The sequence below is a fragment of the Lacibacter cauensis genome, from assembly GCF_007830055.1.
GTDB lineage: Bacteria > Bacteroidota > Bacteroidia > Chitinophagales > Chitinophagaceae > Lacibacter > Lacibacter cauensis.
The window spans coordinates 1-22,469 of sequence record NZ_VLLE01000004.1 but is presented as its reverse complement, the minus strand read 5'-3'; the positions used below and the strand labels follow the sequence as shown (position 1 = coordinate 22,469).

The window sequence follows — 22,469 nt, the reverse complement described above, 5'->3', positions numbered from 1 at the left end:
TTGTTTGTTGCCTTTTAGGCGAACAGTTTTCAATAAAACCTGCAGCGTTGCAGGTTTTTGTATTTTTGCGCATCTATGTTAAAAGATCAGATACAGCAACTCGCCAAACAATACAAAGAGGAATTTATTGCAGTGCGTCAGCATTTGCATGCAAATCCCGAGCTCAGCTATAAAGAATTTGAAACATCAAAGTTTGTACAGGAAAAACTTACAGCATTTGGTATTCCATTTACGGTAATGGCCGAAACAGGTGTGGTTGGTTTGATTGAGGGAAAGAATCCATCTTCTAAAGTTATTGCCTTGCGTGCCGATATGGATGCGCTGCCGATACTGGAAGAAAATGATGTGCCGTATAAATCGAAAGTAGATGGTGTAATGCATGCCTGCGGACATGATGTGCATACCACCTGTTTGCTCGGCGCTGCAAAAATTCTCAACGAATTAAAAGCAGAGTGGGAAGGAACAGTGAAGCTCATCTTTCAACCGGGTGAAGAAAAAAATCCGGGTGGTGCGAGTATCATGATCAAAGAAGGTGTGCTGGAGAATCCTAAGCCGCAATGCATTTTTGGCTTGCATGTGCATCCCGGTTTGCAGTTGGGTCAATTAAGTTTCCGTGGAGGAAAAGTAATGGCCAGTGCCGATGAATTATATCTAACGGTGAGGGGTAAGGGCGGCCATGCAGCTGCACCGCATTTAGCAGTTGATCCTATTTTAATTGCATCGCACCTGGTGGTAAGCTTACAACAGATCATCAGCCGCAACCGTAATCCGCATAATCCTTCAGTATTATCCATCACAGCATTTAATGCAGGTACCACCACCAATGTTATTCCAAACGAAGTAAAGATCATGGGCACCTTCCGTGCAATGGATGAAGCATGGCGTTTTGAAGCGCATGAGTTGATTCGCCGCAATGCAACACTGTTGGTAGAAAGTATGGGTGGTGAATTGGATCTGCATATTGATATTGGTTATCCAACTGTTTACAACAACGAAGCCCTCAACGAAAAAGCAAAAACAAAAGCTGCGGAATTAATGGGTGCAACACATGTAGAAGAAACAGAGTTGCGTATGGGTGCTGAAGATTTTGGTTATTACTCGCAGGTAATACCCGGTTGTTTCTTCCGCTTAGGTGTGATGAATAAAGAAAAAGGCATCAGCAGCGGTGTACACACACCAACGTTTAATATTGATGAGGATGCAATTGAAACAGGTATGGCGATGATGGCTTGGTTGGGAAGTACGGTGGAGCCGTAGCTTATTGTTTCAAATATTCCTTCGGTATCAACAAATCTTTATTCTCTGTTTGCCAGAACACGGTTAAGATCCACCAACGTTTTCCATCGTTATACAATTGAATGCTGTTGATGCCACGCATAAACGGTTCAGCATCGGTTGCAGTTCTTCTTGCTTCATACGTGCTGAAGCAATGGGCAATATGTCCGTACACTTCCTGCTTGCGGAGAATTTCTTTTTCAAAAAATCCATTCTTCTCCAATATAGGTCCATTACCGGCAATATATTCTTCAACAGTTAAAACACGCTTCACCACTTCACCTGTTGGTCGAACTGCAGTAGCTACCAGTTTTCCTTCGGGCAAAAACAAACTCCGCATGCGGTTCCAGTTTCTTACTTCACCTGCAGGTCCGCTGATGACGTTATACAACGCCGCAATAATAGCATCAACAGTTTCTACATCTTTTGTTGCTACAGCTAAAGTATCTGTTTTTGTTTGAGCCGTTAATGATGCTTCAGCTATTATAAAACAACATACAAACGCCATGATATTTCGCATGATTCTTTTTTTCGAAAGATAAGATTGATTACGGGCAGATGCTGTTCCGTTCTTCAAAAACTTACATTACATTTAATCAGTATAAAAACACTGAACAATGCCTATACGCATGACAGATGATCCGCAGGATCAACAGGAACAATACAACAACGATGGTGGAGGTGGTGGAAATTTTCCCGTTGGCCCGGGTGGCGGCGGAAGAGGTGGCGGTGGTTTGCTCAACCTGCTGCCTTTATTGCTGAGTATGTTTGGCCGTGGTGGTGGAGGTGGTGGCAAAGGAATTATATTGTTATTGGTAGTAGCTCTTGGCGCCTACTTTTTATTGGGTCGTGGAGGTTGCAATGTAAGCGATCTTGCCAATCTTGCAACTGGCGGATTTCTCGATCCGAAACAATTTGAAAAAGCAGAGATCTACGAACCGCTTGCTGATGATGATACAAAAAATCCGTTGCCTGAATCTGCCAACCTGCAACGCTTTTGTCCTACACCACAGAATCAAGGTTCGCAGGGAAGTTGTGTGGCGTGGAGTAGTGCATTTGCAGCGCATACGATTTTAGAAGCTGCACGTACAGGCAAACAGCCAAACGAAGTTGCGTTCTCTCCCTCGTTCATGTACAATCAAATTGGTCTCGATGGTTGCCAGGGTTCGTACATTATTCGTGCCATGGAATTTATGACCAAACGTGGCGATGTTCCCTTCGATCAGTTTCCATACAACGATCAGGATTGCCAAACGCAGCCCAACAATAATCTGCAACAAACGGCCCAGCAGTATCGTATGCGGGGATTTAACCGTTTGAGTTTGGGCGACCGGAATGATGTAGTTGATCTGCAGGCCATCAAACAAAATCTTTCGCAAGGTGCACCGGTTGTTATTGGAATGATGGTAGGACAAAGTTTTATGCAACCCATGATGGGTCAAGACTTGTGGGTGCCTGCTCCCGGCGACAGAAGCATGATGGGCTTTGGCGGTCATGCAATGTGCGTGGTGGGGTATGATGATAAAAAATACAGTGGTTCATTTTTACTGATGAACAGTTGGGGACAGGAATGGGGAGTAAATGGTTTTGCCTGGGTACGTTACGGCGATTTTCAAAATTTTGTACGTGAAGCGTACGGTGTTAATCCGATGCATGCAGGTAACGAAGATGTACAACAGTTTGCTTGCGAAGTAGGATTGGTTAGTGTTCAATATGATGGAAAGAAGACAGTAGCCGGAGATTACATTGCATTACGCAATATGGGCGGTAATCGTTTTGAAACAACAACAGCTCTTCGTCCCGGCGATAAATTTAAAATGGAGCTGAAGAACACAACCGAGTGTTATGTGTATGTGTTCGGTAAAGAAGTGGATGGAACCAGTTATACGTTGTTTCCTTATCCACGCACCGATGATCCAACCAAAACAAAATATTCGCCGTTCTGTGGTATTACCGGTGTGCGTTTGTTTCCGAAAGATAAAAGCATGACGCCTGACAGTATCGGCAACCGTGATGTAATTGCAGTAGTGGTGAGTAAGAAGGAGCTCGATTGGTATCAGCTTAATCAACAGATCAGCAGTGATCCTTCGGCCGATTTTGGCAGCAGGCTCAACCGGGCACTCGGTTCATCGCTTATTCGTAATGTGCGTTATTCATCAACCGGAAAAGGAACGATGCGTTTTGATGTGAACGGTGATGCCAATAATGTAGTAGCTTGTATTGTTGAAATAACAAAGTAACAGATGCTCATCTGTTCGCTTTATCTTTAGTGAGGCGGGCGATTCACCTGCAATGCCATATGAAAGAATCTGCAACACAGTTTATTAAACAACTTACACATCCGTTAAGAGGGAAACTGTTTCTGCTGCTCAAGCTGCCTGCAGCTTTTTTCAGTGGCGTACGCATCCAATCAATTACGGAAGAACAATGCGTGGTAACGGTGCCGTACAAGTGGTTTTCGCAAAACCCTTTTCGCTCAACTTATTTTGCCTGTTTGGCCATGGCTGCAGAAATGACAACGGGTGTATTGGGCTTAATGCAGATCAGCGGACGAAAGCCTGCAGTATCCATGCTGGTGGTATCAATCGAAGGAAATTTTTTTAAGAAAGCAACCGATGTTACAAGCTTTGTTTGTGAGGCCGGTAAGGAATTTGAACGGTTGGTAGACGAGGCAATTGCTACAGGCGAAGCAAAAACAATCAAAGCAAAATCAATCGGCCAAAACAAAGCCGGTGAGATTGTTGCAGAATTTTATATTACATGGTCATTTAAAGCAAAGAATTAGAAACTTTAAAAATAAAAATCTCTTTGAAGGGCGGAGTGTTACAGTTCCCCCTTCAGGGGGCGGAGGGGGTTATTATGAAACTTTCATTTCACGGAGCTGCACGTTGTGTTACAGGCAGCAAACATATACTAACTGTAAACGGTAAACGCTTATTGCTCGATTGTGGTTTGTTCCAGGGTATGGGAAAAGATACCGATGCTATGAACAGGCACTGGGGCTTCGATCCGGCAGAAATTGATTACATGATTTTAAGTCATGCACATATTGATCATAGTGGGCTAATTCCGAAGTTGTGTAAGGATGGATACAAAGGCGAAATACATTGCACCGATGCTACTGCAAGTTTAACCGCAGTGTTGCTCGAAGACAGTGCAGAAATTCAGGAAGATGATGTGAAGTACGAAAACAAGCGCCGTGCAGCCATGAACATGCCTTACCTGCAGCCGTTGTATACCATTGAAGATGCAAAAGCAGCGCTCAATCGTTTTGTTCAGCATGAGTACGGGCAATGGTTTAAAGTAGCCGATGGTATTGAAGCCATGTTTACCGATGCCGGGCACATCATTGGCAGTGCCTGTGTGCATTTACGGGTTACAGAAAATGGCAAGACAAAGGCCATTACGTTTTCGGGTGACATCGGCCGTTACCGTGATGTGATTTTAAAATCGCCGCAGGAGTTTCCGCAAGCCGATATCATTATCATGGAATCAACCTATGGTAACAGTTTACATGATAATGCCATTTCAACTCCCGATCAGTTATTGCAGTGGATTGAAAAAGCCTGTCTGCAGAAAAAAGGAAAACTGATTGTTCCTGCATTCAGCGTTGGCCGAACACAGGAACTGTTGTACGATCTTAATCAGCTGGAACTGGAGCGTCGCCTGCCCGATCTGGAATATTATGTCGATAGTCCGCTGAGTATGGAAGCAACACAGATCGTAAAAAGTTATCCGGAGTATTTTAATAAGCGCATTCAAAAAGTATTACAAACCGATAATGATCCATTTGGGTTTAAGGGGTTGAAGTTTGTGAAAACAGTCGACGAGTCAAAACTCCTCAATTTCAAAAGCGGCCCGTATGTGGTCATCAGTGCAAGTGGTATGGCCGATGCGGGACGTGTAAAACACCACATCAACAATGCCATTGAAAACAGCCGCAACACCATTCTCCTTACGGGCTATTGCGAACCAAGATCGTTGGGCGGCAAGTTGTTAGCCGGACGAAAAGAGGTAAGAATATTCGGGGTGGAAAAGGAAGTGCATGCAGAGATCGGGCAAATACGCAGCATGAGTGCCCATGGCGATTATGAAGACATGAGCCAATGGCTGGCTTGCCAGGATCCGAAGCAGGTAGAAAAATTATTTATCGTGCATGGCGAGTACGATGTGCAGCATGCATTTCAGCAACGTTTAATGCGCAAAGGATTTACCGATGTACTAATTCCGGAAATGCATTTTGAGATTGGTATCTAAAAACAGAGTTGACAGAATTGCCGGGTCGGGTTTTGAAAGTCAGCCAAAGCCTGATCCGGCAAATAGAAAAAATTGTTGAAAATCACCGGAAAGTGCCGAAAAATGAAAAAGCCCGGTTTTAAACCAGGCCTTTGTACCACGTACGGGATTCGAACCCGTGATTCCTCCGTGAAAGGGAGGCGTCTTAACCCCTTGACCAACGCGGCATTTGTTTTTGGGAGTGCAAAGATAGGGTCATGCATCTTTTCTCCCAAACAATTTTTCAGATATTTCTTGAAACTTTTTTCCATAACGAAAAAACAGATGCAAACCGATGCCTGAAGTCATCCTTGATTATGTTTGAAAACTAACAGGCTTTAATTCGTAAACTCATTACCTTCGCACCGCATTTTTATAACTACTAAATTAAAATCTCATGAGCACAGTTAAAGTTGCGATTAATGGGTTCGGACGTATCGGTCGTCTGGTTTATCGCCAGATTTTTAAAATGGAAGGCATCGATGTAGTGGCAATCAATGATCTTACCTCACCTAAAGTATTGGCACACTTATTAAAGTACGATACAGCACAGGGCCGTTTTGAAGAAGATGTAAAAAGTACAGAGAACTCCATTATTGTTAACGGCAACGAAATAAAAATTTATGCTCAGAAAGACCCTGCACAAATTCCATGGGGTTCACACGATGTAGATGTGGTGCTGGAATGTACAGGTTTCTTTACCGATAAAGCTAAAGCAGAAGCTCACCTTACTGCCGGTGCGAAAAAAGTAGTAATCAGTGCTCCTGCAACAGGCGATCTGAAAACAATCGTATTCAACGTAAACCACAATATTCTCGATGGTAGCGAATCCGTAATCAGCTGCGCAAGCTGTACTACAAACTGCCTGGCGCCAATGGCACAGGTGCTCGAAGAGAAATTTGAAATTGTGAATGGTTTAATGACAACCATCCACGCTTACACCAACGATCAGAACACACAGGATGCTCCTCATCCAAAAGGTGATCTGCGTCGTGCACGTGCAGCCGCACAAAATATTGTGCCTAACAGTACAGGTGCTGCAAAAGCAATCGGCTTGGTATTACCATCATTGAAAGGTAAACTGGATGGCAGTGCACAACGTGTACCAACCCTTACCGGTTCTTTAACTGAAGTAACTGCAGTATTGGGTAAGAAAGTAACGGCAGAAGAAGTAAATGCAGCCATGAAAGCAGCAGCAAATGAAAGTTTCGGTTATACCGAAGATGAAATTGTGAGCAGCGATATCATTGGCATCAGCTACGGTTCTTTGTTTGATGCAACACAAACAAGAGTACAAACTGTAGGCGATACACAATTGGTGCGTGTAGTTAGCTGGTACGATAACGAAATGAGTTATGTAAGCCAGTTGGTGCGTACACTTCACTATTTTGCTAAACTCATCAAGTAATTAAACTTTGTGAATACAAAAACTGTAAAGGGATATTTCTTATGGAGTATCCCTTTTTTATTCTTAGCGTGCAACAGCGGTCCCAAAACCGAGTCGTTTTTACCTCCCGATCCTAAAAATTGTGAGTGGTATGTAAAGCTGGATAAGCAGAAAGACGATGGGTTAAACAAGATCGGAGTGTACATGCTTCGCTTTTATCCGGAGGGGAAGTATACACTTTGTGCCGATCTGTTATTTGAACAGGGCAACTGGACGTTTGATAACAGTAAAAAGCTGTTGGTACTTCAACCGGATAGCTTACAGCAGGATGTACCGAAGGAGCGTTACCTCATCGATCAATCGGAAGGGAACAACAAAACACAGTTCAGTTTTTATTCAACTTTTCCTGTTGATAAGGCCAATCCGGACGAACGTGTTAATGTGCAGCCGGTAACCAATGCATCCAAGTCCGATCCGTATGCGGCTCCAATGCATAGCTGGCGTAAAAAGCCGGCAACAGAAGAAACGCCTGCACAAATAAAACAACGCACTCGTGCATACCTGCAGTTTTTGTTGGCATTGTACCAGCATGCAAAAGACAACAATATCGAAAACCCCGGCGGCACCTGGTATGCGCAGCCAATAAAGTTTTACGGCAATAAAGTAAGTATGGCGTATGCCAACGAGCTTACCGCCTGGAATAATTGTTTTTACAATGAAGCACAGGCTGTAGAAGGCTATAAACTCATCAGCGGAGGATTGATGCGTGTAAAAATTACCGGCGAAAATGATGTTGAGCGAAATATCAATTGTGTTGAACAATTGCTGGCATCAATCAACTGATTTTAGCTGCAATTATATTACTGCAAATAATAACTTCGTAACCGCTTTCAACTATTAAAACAACATAACTATGAGCAAATTTTCAAACTATAACTTCAGCGGACAAAAAGCATTGATCCGTGTTGATTTTAATGTTCCGCTTGATAAACAGACACAAGCTATTACCGACGATACACGTATGCGTGCTGCCATCCCCACTATTAAAAAAATTCTTGCAGATGGTGGCAGCGTTATTCTGATGAGTCATCTCGGTCGTCCGAAAGATGGTCCCGAAGAAAAATCATCATTGAAACATCTTATCAGCCATCTTGCAGAACTGCTGGGCGGCAATACACCTGTTTTATTTGCCAACGATTGTATTGGTGAGCAGGCTTACTTAACCGCAGGTATGTTGCGTGCAGGTGAAGTATTGTTGCTCGAGAATCTTCGTTTTTATAAAGAAGAAGAAAAAGGCGATGCTGCTTTTGCAGAAAAACTCAGCAAGTTGGGCGATGTGTATGTAAACGATGCCTTTGGTACCGCTCACCGTGCACATGCTTCTACAGCTGTAATTGCACAGTTTTTCCCTGCAGAAAAGAAAATGTTTGGTTTGTTGATGGAAGGTGAAGTGGCTGCAGCAGAAAAAGTATTGTTGCAGGCTGAAAAACCTTTTACAGCAATCATTGGTGGTGCGAAGGTGAGTGATAAAATCCTCATCCTTGAAAACTTACTGGAACGTGCAACCGATATTATCATTGGCGGTGGCATGGCGTATACATTTATGAAAGCCATGGGCGGTCATATCGGAAATTCGCTTTGCGAAGAAGATCGTTTGGATACGGCAAAAGCTATTTTGGAAAAAGCAGCTGCAAAAGGTGTAGCTATTCACCTGCCGAGCGATTCGGTAATTGCCGACAAATTTGCTGCAGATGCCAATACGTCAACCGCACCAAGCAACCAGGTACCTGATGGCTGGATGGGATTAGATATTGGTGCGAACGCATGCGAACAGTTCAGAAATGTATTGTTGCATTCCAAAACCATTTTATGGAATGGCCCGATGGGTGTGTTTGAAATGGAAAAGTTTCAGCATGGAACAAAAACTATTGCACAGGCTGCAGCTGAAGCAACTGCTAAGGGAGCATTCTCATTGGTAGGCGGCGGCGACAGTGTGGCTGCGGTTAATGATTTTGGCTACGCCGATAAGGTAAGCTACATTTCAACCGGCGGCGGTGCAATGCTTGAGTTCTTCGAAGGAAAAACTTTGCCGGGTATTGCTGCGGTGAAAGCATAACTAGTTTTACTTGAAATAAAACGTCAGGGTGTCAGCTTTTTAAAGTCGGCACCCTTTGTGTTATTTAAAATTCACCTTGGCAAATAAAATGTTTCAAGTAAATTTAAAGGGTATAACAACAGCTTCACGACTTGTTTATTTATCTGCAGTTGTAACAATTTCAAATAACACAATACTTATCATTTACTAAAACAAAAAAGTATAACATGAAAAGAAGTACACTTATACTGGTGGCAATAATTGGCGCAATCGTTCTGTTTGGAGGTTGTGGAGCTATTAATTTTCAACGTAAAGGCGTAACCGCAGAGGAAAATATTAAAGGCAAGTGGGCGAACGTACAAAGCGAATACCAGCGTCGTACAGATCTTATTCCAAACCTGGTGAATACCGTTAAAGGTGAAGCGAATTTCGAACAGAAAACGCTTACAGATATTGTTGAAGCCCGTTCAAAAGCTACACAGATAAAGGTTGACCCGAATGATCTGAGTCCGGAAAAATTAAAGGAATTTCAGGCTGCACAGGGTCAGTTATCGCAGGCGTTGGGTCGTTTGTTAATGATCACTGAAAATTATCCAAACCTGAAAGCAAACGAAGGTTTCCGTAACCTGCAAACACAGCTCGAGGGAACGGAGAACAGAATTAAAGTTGCACGTAACGACTTTAACAGTGCAACACAGGAGTTTAATACATTGATCAAACGTTTCCCGAATAACATCTATTCAGGTTTAATGGGCTTCAAAGCAAAAGGTTATTTTGAAGCAGAACCTGGTAGTGATAAAGCACCCGAAGTAAAATTCTGATAACAACCCCATGGGCATCTTTTCATTCTTTACCAAAAAGCAAGATTGGTTTACAGCAGCTGAACACGAATCGATCGTTGAGGCCATTCGTGCAGCGGAGAAACGTACATCGGGCGAAATACGGCTATTCGTTGAAAGCCGCTGCAGTTACGTTGATCCCGTGCATCGTGCAGCCGAAGTGTTTTTTGGGTTGCAGATGGATAAAACGGAAGACCGGAATGGTGTGCTGCTCTACATTGCCATGAAAGATCATCAGCTGGCTGTATTTGGCGATGAAGGTATTCATGAAAAAGTGGGCACTGCTTTCTGGAATGAAGAAGTGAAGAAGATGATTGCTTCTTTCGGCAAGCAGGATTATGCTGATGGTCTTGTTCAGATTATAACAGAAATAGGAAACGCTCTTGTTCATCATTTCCCTTACGAGAAAGAAGACAGGAATGAATTACCCGACGATATCGTTTTCGGACGATAGTATAACATGAAAATTTTATCCTCCTCCATACTGTTGTTACTGTTTCTTGTGCAGGCCATGTTTGCCGGCGCACAGGGAATAGAAAAATATATTCCGCCTGCGCCCAACCCGCCCAGGCTGGTGAATGATTTTATTGGTAAGCTTACGCCCGAACAGAAAGATGCGCTGGAGCGTAAGCTTGTTGCTTACGACGACAGCACCAGCAACCAGATCGCTATTGTTACCATTGGCGATATCGGCGATTACGACATCAGCGATTTTGCGGTTGCACTTGGCCGTAAGTGGGGCATTGGTGGTAAGGAATTCAACAATGGTGTGCTGATTGTGGTGTTGGAAGATAAAGAACGTGGCAAACGCAAAGTATGGATTGCCACAGGCTATGGACTGGAAGGTGCAATACCCGATATTACTGCCAAGCAGATTATTGAAAATGATATTGTACCCAATTTTAAAGCGCAGGATATTTATCGTGGTCTTGATGAAGGTACCAGCGATTTGATGCGTGCTGCAGCCGGCGAGTACAAAGCGCCTGCAGGTTATAGTAAACGAGGTAAAGGAAAAGGTGGTGGTCTTCCGTTAGGAACAATTATCGTTGTTGTAATTATACTCATCATTGTGTCAAACATCAATAAACGTGGTGGCGGTGGTATGATGAGCAGAAGAGGTTACCGACGTTGGGATAACACACCGCCTATCTGGTTCCCCGGTGGTGGCGGAGGCGGCTGGGGCGGCGGCGGAAGCAGTGGTGGAGGTGGCTTCGGCGGTTTCGGTGGTGGAAGTTTTGGTGGTGGTGGTGCCGGTGGCGATTGGTAAAGAAGTTATGGAATGTTATTAAAGGCAATAATAAAAGAAGCCAACCTTTTGGGTTGGCTTCTTTTATTGACAAGAAAGTTCTTAATGCGATAGTTGTATAGAAAAGTCTATCCAAATATGCTGTTCAGCAAACCTGCTAAATGTACACCAGCTTTTAACAGTTGCTCATTCAAAGTAGCAATGTATTTGTAGTTGTAATCGAAGCCTAAACGGTCGCCTGTTTTAACTCCTGCATAAATTTTTTCTGCCTGCTGATACGATTGCCAGATCCATTCACTTACCGGTTCTGCCATCCATTGTTTACGTTGCTGCTTGGTTGTGAAATTGATTGCAGCAACATATTCGGTATAACTCAATTGCTGAAAATCGATCAGCTTCGAATCCCATACCTGGTGCAGGTTCGAAGCTTCGCTGAACCAATTTACGGTTACTCTGTTGCCACCTAAATCATCGGGGCGACCAACATGCATCGGCTGATGCACATCTTCAACCAAATGAATAAGTACACGAAGATAGAGCTGCTGCTTATCGGAGCTGAGCAATTTATTTTTTAATTGTTCGGTTAGCCAGTTGATTTTCGTGTACACATCAGTAGCTGTATCTGCAGCAAGAAAATTTTCTACTGCATTTTTAGTTAATGCTGCTGGTAAATTGATGTAATGCCAATTGGAGAGATAACGGTAGCCGGTATCTGATTTTACAAAATCAGCCCAGTTGCTGCTCATGGCAATTGATTCATTGCCGAGAATAGCAATAATTGCTTTTCTTGCTTTTTTGGTTAAATAACTGTTTGCTATTTCTCCTGTAATACGATGCCCTTGTGTACCCCATGCCATGCTTATGTACGGAATAGAAAGAGCAATAAAAAATACCACTGCAATGCTGAAACGTTTCATCATATACTCATTTATTGGGCAGCAAAGCTACAGTAATGCGGCTTTCAGCTTCCTGTATTTGCGACAGATTTATATCTGCAGGGATTGTTTTTGTTTGATGCGCAGTAAAGCAGGATGAGTGGCAAGTATTCCGTATGCCTAAAGCATTGTTGTTTTCGATGTAAATAAAACAGCCGGTCATTTGACCGGCTGTTTCTTATCTGTCTTTCGGGAAGAACAAATTAACTTTTCAACTTGCTCTTGATGTAATCGATTTGCTCTTGTAATGCAGTTACATCTTCACCGCTCTTTTTAGCAGTTTCTTTTTTGCCGATCACAGTTTTCAGGAAACTGTCAATAACCGGTGTTACGCCAAATTGTTCGGGAATTGCATTGCGGAACTGTACAATTTCATCAACACCACGCTTTACTTTTTCGGTGTTTTTAATAATGCCGAGGAAATTTGCAAGTGATGATGTAAGGTTGAATTTCGCTTGTGTTACACCCATTTTACTGTACGACTCAATGATTTCGTCGAAGCTGCTTTCATCACCGCTTTTGATCAGCGCTGTGGCAATAGCTTCTACCAAATTGCCTTTCATTGGTTGTTTTGATAAACGCTTTGCTTCTGCCAGAGCAGCAGTTGCATCTATTTTTTCAAGTGCAGTTAAAGCTGCAGCACTTAATGTATACGAAGAATCGTTTAACAAAGAAGTAAAGAGAGCTTTATATGCAGGCTTTTTAAGATTGCCCAGTATTTCAACTGCACGGCTGCGTGTAATGCGGCTCGGATCTTTTTTGGCAATGCTTTCTACAGTTGCTTCAATAACAGCTGCTTTTTTTAGATCCAGTTTTGTTAAAGCAAAACTGCGTAAACCACTGTATTTATCGTTAAGGGCTTCTTTCATAAACGCAACGGCTTTTGCGTCGTCTTGTTTTTTCGCAACAAAGTCAATGGCTTCACGTCTGTCGAGGTATAAACCTGCATATTTGTACTGGTGAATATATTCTTCCAGTGTTTTGTTTTCTTTCTTAACACCTAATAAAATTTTATCGCCATCAAAGTTGATCAGATCAGGTTTTACTGCTGCATCAAACGAAAACGTATCAACAGCATTTTTTACCCAAACCTGGTGACGAATCTTATTGCTTCCGTTATAAATATCAATGGCAACGGGTAGTTGAAACAGTTTATCTTTTTGAGTTTGTTTTACAACCACCATTGCTTTTTTAGAAGCGTCGTCGTAGCTGTAAGTAATATCAAGTGTGGGATGTCCTGCACCAAAGTACCATTGGTTAAAGAACCAGTTCAGGTCTTTACCGGTAACTTCTTCAAAAGCCAAACGCAGCTGGTGTGCTTCTGCTGTTTTGTATTTGTTGGTAGTTAAATACAGGTTGAGTGATTTGAAAAATGCACTGTCGCCGATGTAGTTGCGGAGCATGTGTAAAATACGTCCGCCTTTGTTATAGCTAACCGCATCAAACATGTCTTCTTTATCGCTGTAGTAAAAACGAACCAGATCTTTCTTTTCGCTGCCGCTGCCTAAATAGCCTTGCATCGCACTGTAATGGGTAGCATCAGCTCTGTCCTTTCCATACTTGTATTCATCCCATAAGTATTCACTGTAATTGGCAAACGATTCGTTGAGCGTAAGATTGCTCCAGCTCTCAGTTGTTACATAATCGCCAAACCATTGGTGAAATAATTCGTGGGCAATGGTGCCTTCCCAGTTGTTACCGTCAACCAGTTCACGTGCATCCTGGTGCGCAGCATCGCTGTGTAAAGTAGCGGTTGTATTTTCCATCGCACCACTTACGTAGTCATGTCCGGTTATCTGGCTATACTTCACCCAAGGATAATCAACGCCTGTAATCTTCGAAAAGAAGGTCATCATTTCGGGTGTAAGACCAAAGATCTTTTTAGCAACCGAAGCGTATTCCTTGTCTACATAGTAATTCACTTCTTTTCCTCTCCAGCTGTCTTTTACAACTGCAAAATCGCCGGCACCTACAAAAAACAGGTAGGGAGAATGCGGCTGGTCCATTTTCCAGTAGTCGGTGCGGGTTCCGTTCGTATTTGGTTTTTGGCTCATGAGTTTACCGTTGCTCAGGGTAACCCATTTTGCCGGAACTGTTAAATAAAACTCCTGTGTGGTTTTTTGATTGGTTTTATCAATAATCGGCACCCAAACACTGGTTGCTTCGGTTTCGCCCTGCGTCCATATTTGCGTAGGTTTGTTTTTCTCAACTCCTTTAGGATTGATGAAATACATACCACGTGCATCGGTAATGGCATTGCTTCCTTTACTCTTAAATTCACTTGGTTTTGCCAGATACTGAATGTAAACAGTATAGGGTTCATTGTTCTTGTAAACTTTATCGAGTTTGATGTTTAGGAGCAAGCCGTCGTATGTAAAGTCCAGTTTAGTGCGGTTTGCTCCTTTTTGTATACCAACGTAGCCAATTTCCATTCCTTTTGCATCAAGCACCAGTGTGTTCGAAGGGTAGAAATGTGGTTTCAACGTCAGCCACACATTACCTTTCAACTGCGAGTTAGGAATGTCGAAACTCGCTTCCAGCTTAGTGTGAATGAGGGCATGTGTTTTTTCCGGAGTTGCACGGTATTCGTGTTTCCAGGCGGTATCCGCTTTTTCTTCAGTTTGCGCAAATGCGCTTGTTAAGCTTAGCGCAAGTAAGCTTAAGATGGTAAGATTTTTCTTCATAAAATTGATTCGTTTAGTAAAATCAGGAACTGCCTTTCTGGTCATTTCCATATAATTATTTAGTGTGTAAATATAAGCGCTTCCCTGATGTGGCAGAATTTGGCAAATGGTTTGTAAATCGGATAAGCAAAAAAAATTAGCTTTGTTGCCATGCGTATGTTCAAGATCAGCAGATTTGTTTCAGTAGTTCTAGCTTTCGGGCTTTTTATGTCCGGGGCATTAGCTCAGTTAAATCATTTTATTTACCTGCAAACCGATAATCAGCAGCCTTTTTACATAAAGTATAATAATCGCATTATCAGTTCTTCTGCCTCTGGCTATTTAATTCTGCCAAAACTGAAAGACGGTATAGTGGAGTTCGCTTTGGGTTTCCCAAAAACTAATGCAGAAGAACAGCAATTTCAATGTGTTATTGATAAAGCTGATAAAGGCTTTCTGGTAAAGAATTTTAATGAAAAGGGCTGGGGTTTGTACGATCTGCAATCGTCTTCTGTTGTGTATGCACAGGTAAAAACAGCTGTTGAAACAAACACACAAACAGTAACTGCTCCGCCAGCGAACGATCCTTTTTCGAACATGCTGTCGAAAGTTACACAGGATAGTACGGTTAAAACAGTAACGGTAGTAAAAGCACCAGTTGAAACGAAGCCGGTTGTTAAGCCAGATACGCCTAAAGTAACGAAACCCGATATTGTGGCTAAAACAGAACAACCTGTCCAAACAGTAAAAGATACTGTGGCAAAAGTAACGGTAGCACCTCCCGCAGAAACAAAGAAAGAAGAAGTTGAAAAGAAAGCGCCTGTTGTAACAGAGCCGGAATGGAAAGCCCCTGCTAAATCGTTTGTTAAGCAAATTCGCAAATTCGAAAGCAGAGAAGGCGCAGATTTCGTATTTGAAATAGAAGCTGAGAATGCATCAAAAGATACGGTGCGCCTGTTTATTGAAAAAGACACCACACAACAGCAAGCAGTAGTTACGCCGATTGTTACTCCTGTACAAACTGAAGTGAAAAAGGATACTGTGGCAACAGCACCATTGGTAACACAACCGCAGATAAAAACCGAAGAAGTTGTTGTAAAGAAAGAAGAGGTTAGTACTCCGCCTGCCGCTGAACCGGCACCCAAAAAGGAAGCACAGTCATTGCCTAACAGCAATTGTAAAGATTTTGCTACCGAAGATGATTTGATTAAGCTTCGCCGTAAAATGGCTTCGCAGCGAAAAGATGAGCAAATGGTTGATGAAGCAAAAAAAGTATTCCGCAACAAATGTTTTACATCTGCTCAGTTACGCAATCTTTCAGTTGCTTTTTTAACAGATGAAGGCCGCTATCGCTTTTTCGATGCAGCATTGCCTTATGTTACCGATTTTGTCAACTTCAAATCACTGGGCGAAACAATACAGGACGAGTATTATAAGCGTCGTTTCATGGCTTTGCTACCCAATCAATAACCCATGTACCGTTACTTTCTCGAACTAAGCTATAAGGGTGAGCGGTACAGCGGTTTCCAGGTACAGCAGAATGCTGCAACAATTCAGTCTGAAGTTGAAAAAGCATTTGCTGTATTCTTTCGCAAATCCGTTGAACTCACCGGATCTTCCCGTACAGACGCAGGAGTACATGCATTACAGAACTATTTTCATTTTGATTGGGAAGATGAATTTCCGCAGCAGGCTATTTATAATCTTAATGCCATACTGCCTGCCGATATTGTTGTTAAGTCGGTAAGAGAAGTGGTGCCCGATGCACATTCTCGTTTTCATGCAACAGCCCGGGAGTACAAGTATTTTATTTACGATGCCAAAAATCCGTTCATTGATGACAGGGCCTGGTACTTCCCATACAAGCTTAATATTGACCTTTTGAATGTTTGTGCACAAAAGATTCTTACGAACAAAGACTTTTCCGCTTTCTCCAAGCGTAACACCCAGGTTAAAACATTTCAATGTTCCATTTTAGAGAGTGAATGGCTTCAAGAAAATGGTTGTCTGGTCTATCATGTAAAAGCGAACCGTTTTTTGCGTGGCATGGTTCGTGGTTTAGTTGGAACAATGGTTCGTGTTGCACGTGGTGGAACAGAAATGTATGCATTCGATCAATTATTGCATGAACCCCAAATAGCTACAGCAGATTTTTCCGCACCTGCAAAAGGGTTGTTTTTAATAAACGTGAGCTATCCCGATACAGTTTTTAAGGAGCGCTGAAAATTATTTTTCCTTTGAAATGCTTGCCAGTAAAGGCTTTCAATTTTTCATTTAAAAATACTTTTAAAAAGCTTTGGATTGAAAGGTGTTAACTCCTTACCTTTGCAACCCGCAAGACAAAAGCGGTAGTTCTTTATGAGGTTAGAGGGTGTGATATTCAATGAGTTAGTTAGGAGATATCTTAAAAAATAAATTGAAAAAAGTTTGGTTAGAATAAGCGAGGCCCTTACCTTTGCACTCCGTTCGAAAAACGGGTAGAAAGAAAAACAAAAGATCTTTGAAAGAATGGAAGCAACAGCAACGTTTTATGAAAATAGAACGGGTAAATTTTAAGCGTAATAAAATTCGATTTTGAACTGTTAATTCTTGAGAATTAATAGTCAGTATCAAACTTCATTTACAATGGAGAGTTTGATCCTGGCTCAGGATGAACGCTAGCGGCAGGCTTAATACATGCAAGTCGAGGGGCAGCAGCTTTGTAGCAATACAGGGGCTGGCGACCGGCAAACGGGTGCGGAACACGTACGCAACCTTCCTTTAACTGGGAGATAGCCCACCGAAAGGTGGATTAATATCCCATAGTATATTTGAGTGGCATCACTTAGATATTAAAGCTCCGGCGGTTAAAGATGGGCGTGCGTCTGATTAGGTAGTTGGCGGGGTAACGGCCCACCAAGCCCACGATCAGTAGCTGATGTGAGAGCATGATCAGCCACACGGGCACTGAGACACGGGCCCGACTCCTACGGGAGGCAGCAGTAAGGAATATTGGTCAATGGACGCAAGTCTGAACCAGCCATGCCGCGTGGAGGATGAAGGCCCTCTGGGTTGTAAACTTCTTTTCTTTGGGACGAAACCCCTGTTTCTACGGGGACTGACGGTACCAGAGGAATAAGCACCGGCTAACTCCGTGCCAGCAGCCGCGGTAATACGGAGGGTGCAAGCGTTATCCGGATTCACTGGGTTTAAAGGGAGCGTAGGTGGGCTTTTAAGTCAGTGGTGAAATCTTTGGGCTTAACCCGAAAACTGCCATTGATACTATTAGTCTTGAATTCTCTGGAGGTAAGCGGAATATGTCATGTAGCGGTGAAATGCTTAGATATGACATAGAACACCCATTGCGAAGGCAGCTTACTACGGAGACATTGACACTGAGGCTCGAAAGCGTGGGGATCAAACAGGATTAGATACCCTGGTAGTCCACGCCCTAAACGATGATTACTCGACATTAGCGATATTACAGTTAGTGTCTAAGCGAAAGCATTAAGTAATCCACCTGGGAAGTACGACCGCAAGGTTGAAACTCAAAGGAATTGGCGGGGGTCCGCACAAGTGGTGGAGCATGTGGTTTAATTCGATGATACGCGAGGAACCTTACCTGGGCTAGAATGCTGGGAGACCGCAGGTGAAAGCCTGTTTTGTAGCAATACACTGCCAGTAAGGTGCTGCATGGCTGTCGTCAGCTCGTGCCGTGAGGTGTTGGGTTAAGTCCCGCAACGAGCGCAACCCCTATCTTTAGTTGCCATCAGGTAATGCTGGGAACTCTAAAGAAACTGCCGTCGTAAGACGTGAGGAAGGAGGGGATGATGTCAAGTCATCATGGCCTTTATGCCCAGGGCTACACACGTGCTACAATGGGGGGGACAAAGGGCTGCCACTTAGCGATAAGGAGCTAATCCCAAAAACCCTCTCTCAGTTCAGATTGGAGTCTGCAACTCGACTCCATGAAGCTGGAATCACTAGTAATCGTATATCAGCAATGATACGGTGAATACGTTCCCGGACCTTGCACACACCGCCCGTCAAGCCATGGAAGCTGGGTGTACCTAAAGTCGGTAACCGCAAGGAGCCGCCTAGGGTAAAACTAGTGACTGGGGCTAAGTCGTAACAAGGTAGCCGTACCGGAAGGTGCGGCTGGAATACCTCCTTTTTAGAGCATGCTTAGATTTACATGCTGTTGCTTTTCCACTTTCAAGAAATAAGTTCTTATAAATGGTTAGTTGGCCAGTTGCTATGGATTGTTGAGGCCACTAGGCTAAAGATTAAATAGATCCGTAGCTCAGCCTGGTTAGAGCACTACACTGATAATGTAGGGGTCCCCAGTTCAAATCTGGGCGGGTCTACAAATAACCTCGGGGGGTTAGCTCAGTTGGCTAGAGCATCTGCCTTGCACGCAGAGGGTCATCGGTTCGACTCCGATATCCTCCACGAAAATTAGTTCTTTACTTCTTTGATAATGGCTTAAGGCCTGTCGGTTCGTAACCGTGTTATCAAACATAATTCTTACTCCCCTTTAGGGGATGGGGGTTAAAGTTCTTTGACATATTGGGATGTAACAAGTTGTAATTGTTTAGTAAGGCGATTTAAGTATAATAACTCTTTTAAAGCGAATAAGGGCGCATGGTGGATGCCTTGGGTCTGAGAGGCGAAGAAGGACGTGGTAAGCTGCGATAAGCTTCGGGGAGCTGCACACAAGCATTATATCCGAAGATTTCCGAATGGGACAACCCAGCACACTGAAGGTGTGTTATCCGAAAGGAAGCCAACCTCCTGAACTGAAACATCTAAGTAGGGAGAGGAAAAGAAAATAACAATGATTCCCTGAGTAGTGGCGAGCGAAACGGGAAGAGCCCAAACTTAAGCGGCGTGCCGCTTAGGGGTTGTAGGACTGCATTTAGAAAATCTCATCAAATTGAACCTTCTGGAAAGTTGGGCCATAGCAGGTGATAGCCCTGTAGATAGAAATTGAGATGGACGAGCAGTATCCTGAGTAAGGCGGGACCGGAGGAATCCTGCCTGAATCTGCCGGCACCATCCGGTAAGGCTAAATACTCCTCAGACACCGATAGTGAACCAGTACCGTAAGGGAAAGGTGAAAAGTACCCCGAAACAGGGGAGTGAAATAGTACCTGAAACCGTGCGCCTACAAGCGGTCGGAGTCCAGCAATGGATGACGGCGTGCCTTTTGCATAATGATCCTACGAGTTACTCCTCACTGGCGAGGTTAAGTTCTTCAGTAACGGAGCCGAAGCGAAAGCGAGTCCGAACAGGGCGCTTAGTCAGTGGGGGTAGACGCGAAACTTTGTGATCTATCCATGGGCAGGTTGAAGTTCTGGTAACACAGAATGGAGGACCGAACTCATTAACGTTGAAAAGTTATGGGATGACCTGTGGATAGGGGTGAAAGGCCAATCAAACTGAGAGATAGCTCGTTCTCCCCGAAATGTTTTTAGGAACAGCCTCGGATTTAAGAAGTGTATAAGAGGTAGAGCTACTGATTGGGCTAGGGGGCTTCACCGCCTACCAAACCCTGACAAACTCCGAATGCTTATACATATCTCCGGGAGTGAGGCTGCGGGCGCTAAGGTCCGTGGCCGAGAGGGAAATAACCCAGATTAGCAACTAAGGTCCCTAATACGTAGTTAAGTTGAACAAACGAGGTGAGACTTCTATAACAGCCAGGATGTTTGCTTGGAAGCAGCAATTCATTTAAAGAGTGCGTAACAGCTCACTGGTCGAGAGGTCTTGCACGGAAAATGATCGGGCATCAAACTACGAACCGAAGTTCTAAAATTGTACTTGTACAATTGGTAGGGGAGCATTGAAATCTGCTGCGAAGGTGTCTGGTGATGGATGCTGGAGCGATTTCAAAAGAAAATGTAGGAATGAGTAGCGATAAAAGTAGTGAAAAACTACTTCGCCGTAAGTCCAAGGTTTCCTGATCAATGTTAATCAGATCAGGGTTAGTCGGGTCCTTAGGGAAAGCCGAAAGGCGCACCTGATGGCAAGTTGGTTAATATTCCAACACTTGTTTATGTTTCGATGGGGTGACGGGGTAGTGAAAGATCCGCCTGGTTACGGAATACCAGGTTAAAGCGTGTAGATATATTTTTTGCAGGTAAATCCGCAAGAGATGTCGAACGTGATAGTACCGCAAAGCTTCGGCAGCGTGGATAGTGATCCTAATCAGACCTCCGAGAAAAACCTCTAAGGCTAGGCATAAACAACCCGTACCGTAAACCGACACAGGTGGACGGGATGAATATTCTCAGGCGCTCGGGTGAGCCGTGGAGAAGGAACTAGGCAAATTGACGCTGTAACTTCGGGATAAAGCGTACCATCTTCGGATGGTCTCAGTAAAATGGTTCAACCAACTGTTTAGCAAAAACACAGGGCCCTGCAAAATCGAAAGATGACGTATAGAGCCTGATACCTGCCCGGTGCTGGAAGGTTAAGGAAGGATGTTCGGCGCAAGCCAAAGCTTCTGACTGAAGCCCCAGTAAACGGCGGCCGTAACTATAACGGTCCTAAGGTAGCGAAATTCCTTGTCGGGTAAGTTCCGACCTGCACGAATGGTCTAATGAGTTGAACACTGTCTCCTCCACGAGCCCGGTGAAATTGTAGTATCGGTGAAGATGCCGGTTACCCGCCACGGGACGGAAAGACCCCGTGAACCTTCACTACAACTTTGCATTGATTTTGAATTACGGATGTGTAGCATAGTTGGGACGCTTTGAAGCAGCTGCGCCAGCAGTTGTGGAGCGGTCGTTGAAATACCAACCTTCTTTGATTTAGAATCTAAACCCTGACGGGTGACAGTGCATGGTGGGTAGTTTGACTGGGGTGGTCGCCTCCTAAAAAGTAACGGAGGCTCGCAAAGGTACCCTCAGTACGGTTGGTAATCGTACGTAGAGCGCATTAGTATAAGGGTGCTTGACTGTGAGACATACAGGTCGAGCAGGAGCGAAAGCTGGCTAAAGTGATCCGGCGGTTCTGCATGGAAGGGCCGTCGCTCAAAGGATAAAAGGTACTCCGGGGATAACAGGCTGATCTCCCCCAAGAGCTCATATCGACGGGGAGGTTTGGCACCTCGATGTCGGTTCGTCACATCCTGGGGCTGGAGAAGGTCCCAAGGGTTCGGCTGTTCGCCGATTAAAGTGGCACGTGAACTGGGTTCAGAACGTCGCAAGACAGTTCGGTCCCTATCTGTGGTGGGCGTTAGTAAATTGAGTAGGCATGACCTTAGTACGAGAGGACCGGGTCGTACGTACCGCTGGTGTATCTGTTGTGCCGCCAGGTGCAGTGCAGAGTAGCTATGTACGGAAAGGATAAACGCTGAAAGCATCTAAGCGTGAAACCTTCTACAAGATGAGTTTACTTTTAAGGGCCGTCAAAGACGATGACGTTGATAGGCTACAGATGTAAAACTGGTAACAGTAAAGTCGAGTAGTACTAATTACCCGTAAGCTTTAATTTTTTTTAATTGCCAACTGCAATTACAACTTTTCCCAATATGATCTTATTTAAGAGTTTATGGTGGTTTTTCCGAGGGTGTTCACCTCTTCCCATACCGAACAGAGAAGTTAAGCCCCTCATGGCCGATGGTACTGCACTACAATGCGGGAGAGTAGGTAGCTGCCATATTTATTCTAAACCCCTTCAATATCATGAAGGGGTTTTTTTATGTACCTATATCAGCCCTCAGTACAGACCTTGCTAACCTATCCCTAAAAATTGGTTGAATGCGGCGT

15 protein-coding genes, 3 tRNA genes and 3 rRNA genes are annotated in these 22,469 nt (G+C 43.8%); 17 read left to right on the top strand and 4 right to left on the bottom strand.

All coding sequences use genetic code 11. From position 1 onward, the window contains the following. The first annotated feature begins 75 nt into the window (after positions 1 to 75). Complete coding sequence (locus tag IQ13_RS10285; RefSeq protein ID WP_144886290.1) at positions 76 to 1,257, top strand: M20 metallopeptidase family protein; 1,182 nt, start codon at positions 76 to 78, stop codon at positions 1,255 to 1,257. A 1-nt stretch (position 1,258) separates the two neighbouring features. Here the strand turns inward: IQ13_RS10285 and IQ13_RS10280 are convergent, their stop codons facing one another. After that, positions 1,259 to 1,795, bottom strand: coding sequence for a hypothetical protein (locus IQ13_RS10280; protein ID WP_199758235.1), 537 nt, complete (start codon positions 1,793 to 1,795; stop codon positions 1,259 to 1,261). Positions 1,796 to 1,892: 97 nt separating this feature from the next. Here IQ13_RS10280 and IQ13_RS10275 point away from each other — a divergent pair, with 97 nt between their 5' ends. From IQ13_RS10275 to IQ13_RS10265, 3 genes are all read left to right on the top strand, one after another. Further along, complete coding sequence (locus tag IQ13_RS10275; RefSeq protein WP_144886289.1) at positions 1,893 to 3,515, top strand: C1 family peptidase; 1,623 nt, start codon at positions 1,893 to 1,895, stop codon at positions 3,513 to 3,515. 59 nt (positions 3,516 to 3,574) lie between these two features. Beyond that, complete coding sequence (locus IQ13_RS10270) at positions 3,575 to 4,060, top strand: DUF4442 domain-containing protein (RefSeq protein WP_144886288.1); 486 nt, start codon at positions 3,575 to 3,577, stop codon at positions 4,058 to 4,060. Between the two features lie 74 nt (positions 4,061 to 4,134). After that, positions 4,135 to 5,532 (top strand): MBL fold metallo-hydrolase RNA specificity domain-containing protein, encoded by a 1,398-nt coding sequence (locus tag IQ13_RS10265; protein WP_144886287.1) that lies wholly within the window; start codon positions 4,135 to 4,137, stop codon positions 5,530 to 5,532. Positions 5,533 to 5,666: 134 nt separating this feature from the next. On the opposite strand, the gene IQ13_RS10260 is transcribed toward IQ13_RS10265, so the two are convergent. After that, positions 5,667 to 5,738, bottom strand: a tRNA-Glu gene (locus tag IQ13_RS10260). A gap of 209 nt (positions 5,739 to 5,947) precedes the next feature. Between IQ13_RS10260 and gap the strand changes: the two genes are divergently transcribed. From gap to IQ13_RS10230, 6 genes are all read left to right on the top strand, one after another. Continuing rightward, positions 5,948 to 6,958, top strand: coding sequence for a type I glyceraldehyde-3-phosphate dehydrogenase (gap, locus tag IQ13_RS10255; RefSeq protein ID WP_144886286.1), 1,011 nt, complete (start codon positions 5,948 to 5,950; stop codon positions 6,956 to 6,958). Between the two features lie 9 nt (positions 6,959 to 6,967). Beyond that, positions 6,968 to 7,780: a hypothetical protein gene (locus IQ13_RS10250; RefSeq protein WP_144886285.1), complete on the top strand. Its 813-nt coding sequence runs from the start codon at positions 6,968 to 6,970 to the stop codon at positions 7,778 to 7,780. A 70-nt stretch (positions 7,781 to 7,850) separates the two neighbouring features. Then, positions 7,851 to 9,053 carry a phosphoglycerate kinase gene (locus IQ13_RS10245; RefSeq protein ID WP_144886284.1) on the top strand — a complete coding sequence of 401 codons (1,203 nt, stop codon included), beginning with the start codon at positions 7,851 to 7,853 and terminating at the stop codon, positions 9,051 to 9,053. Between the two features lie 206 nt (positions 9,054 to 9,259). After that, a complete protein-coding gene (locus IQ13_RS10240) occupies positions 9,260 to 9,853 on the top strand; it encodes a LemA family protein (protein ID WP_144886283.1) in 594 nt (197 codons plus the stop codon). Positions 9,854 to 9,863: 10 nt separating this feature from the next. Further along, the gene (locus IQ13_RS10235; RefSeq protein ID WP_144886282.1) at positions 9,864 to 10,325 is read left to right on the top strand and encodes a TPM domain-containing protein; all 462 of its coding nucleotides are present in this window, start codon (positions 9,864 to 9,866) and stop codon (positions 10,323 to 10,325) included. A 6-nt stretch (positions 10,326 to 10,331) separates the two neighbouring features. Then, on the top strand, positions 10,332 to 11,138 hold the full coding sequence (locus IQ13_RS10230; protein ID WP_199758234.1) for a TPM domain-containing protein: 807 nt from the start codon (positions 10,332 to 10,334) through the stop codon (positions 11,136 to 11,138). Between the two features lie 107 nt (positions 11,139 to 11,245). On the opposite strand, the gene IQ13_RS10225 is transcribed toward IQ13_RS10230, so the two are convergent. Continuing rightward, positions 11,246 to 12,037, bottom strand: coding sequence for a S1/P1 nuclease (locus IQ13_RS10225; RefSeq protein WP_144886281.1), 792 nt, complete (start codon positions 12,035 to 12,037; stop codon positions 11,246 to 11,248). Positions 12,038 to 12,255: 218 nt separating this feature from the next. Beyond that, entirely contained in the window at positions 12,256 to 14,736 is a 2,481-nt protein-coding gene (locus tag IQ13_RS10220; protein WP_144886280.1) for a M1 family aminopeptidase, read from the bottom strand. A 207-nt stretch (positions 14,737 to 14,943) separates the two neighbouring features. Between IQ13_RS10220 and IQ13_RS10215 the strand changes: the two genes are divergently transcribed. The 7 genes from IQ13_RS10215 (at position 14,944) to rrf (ending at position 22,362) form a co-directional block, all read left to right on the top strand. Then, positions 14,944 to 16,185, top strand: coding sequence for a DUF4476 domain-containing protein (locus tag IQ13_RS10215; protein ID WP_144886279.1), 1,242 nt, complete (start codon positions 14,944 to 14,946; stop codon positions 16,183 to 16,185). A 3-nt stretch (positions 16,186 to 16,188) separates the two neighbouring features. Then, positions 16,189 to 16,938, top strand: coding sequence for a tRNA pseudouridine(38-40) synthase TruA (gene truA / locus IQ13_RS10210; RefSeq protein ID WP_144886278.1), 750 nt, complete (start codon positions 16,189 to 16,191; stop codon positions 16,936 to 16,938). A 399-nt stretch (positions 16,939 to 17,337) separates the two neighbouring features. Beyond that, positions 17,338 to 18,868 (top strand): 16S ribosomal RNA (locus IQ13_RS10205). A 118-nt stretch (positions 18,869 to 18,986) separates the two neighbouring features. Then, positions 18,987 to 19,061 (top strand) — tRNA-Ile (locus IQ13_RS10200). Between the two features lie 11 nt (positions 19,062 to 19,072). After that, positions 19,073 to 19,146 (top strand) — tRNA-Ala (locus IQ13_RS10195). Positions 19,147 to 19,318: 172 nt separating this feature from the next. Then, positions 19,319 to 22,194: ribosomal RNA gene (locus IQ13_RS10190) — 23S ribosomal RNA — on the top strand. A 56-nt stretch (positions 22,195 to 22,250) separates the two neighbouring features. After that, a 5S ribosomal RNA gene (gene rrf / locus IQ13_RS10185) occupies positions 22,251 to 22,362 on the top strand. Together the 16S, 23S and 5S rRNA genes with 2 tRNA genes alongside form the textbook arrangement of a ribosomal RNA operon. Positions 22,363 to 22,469 lie beyond the last annotated feature (107 nt).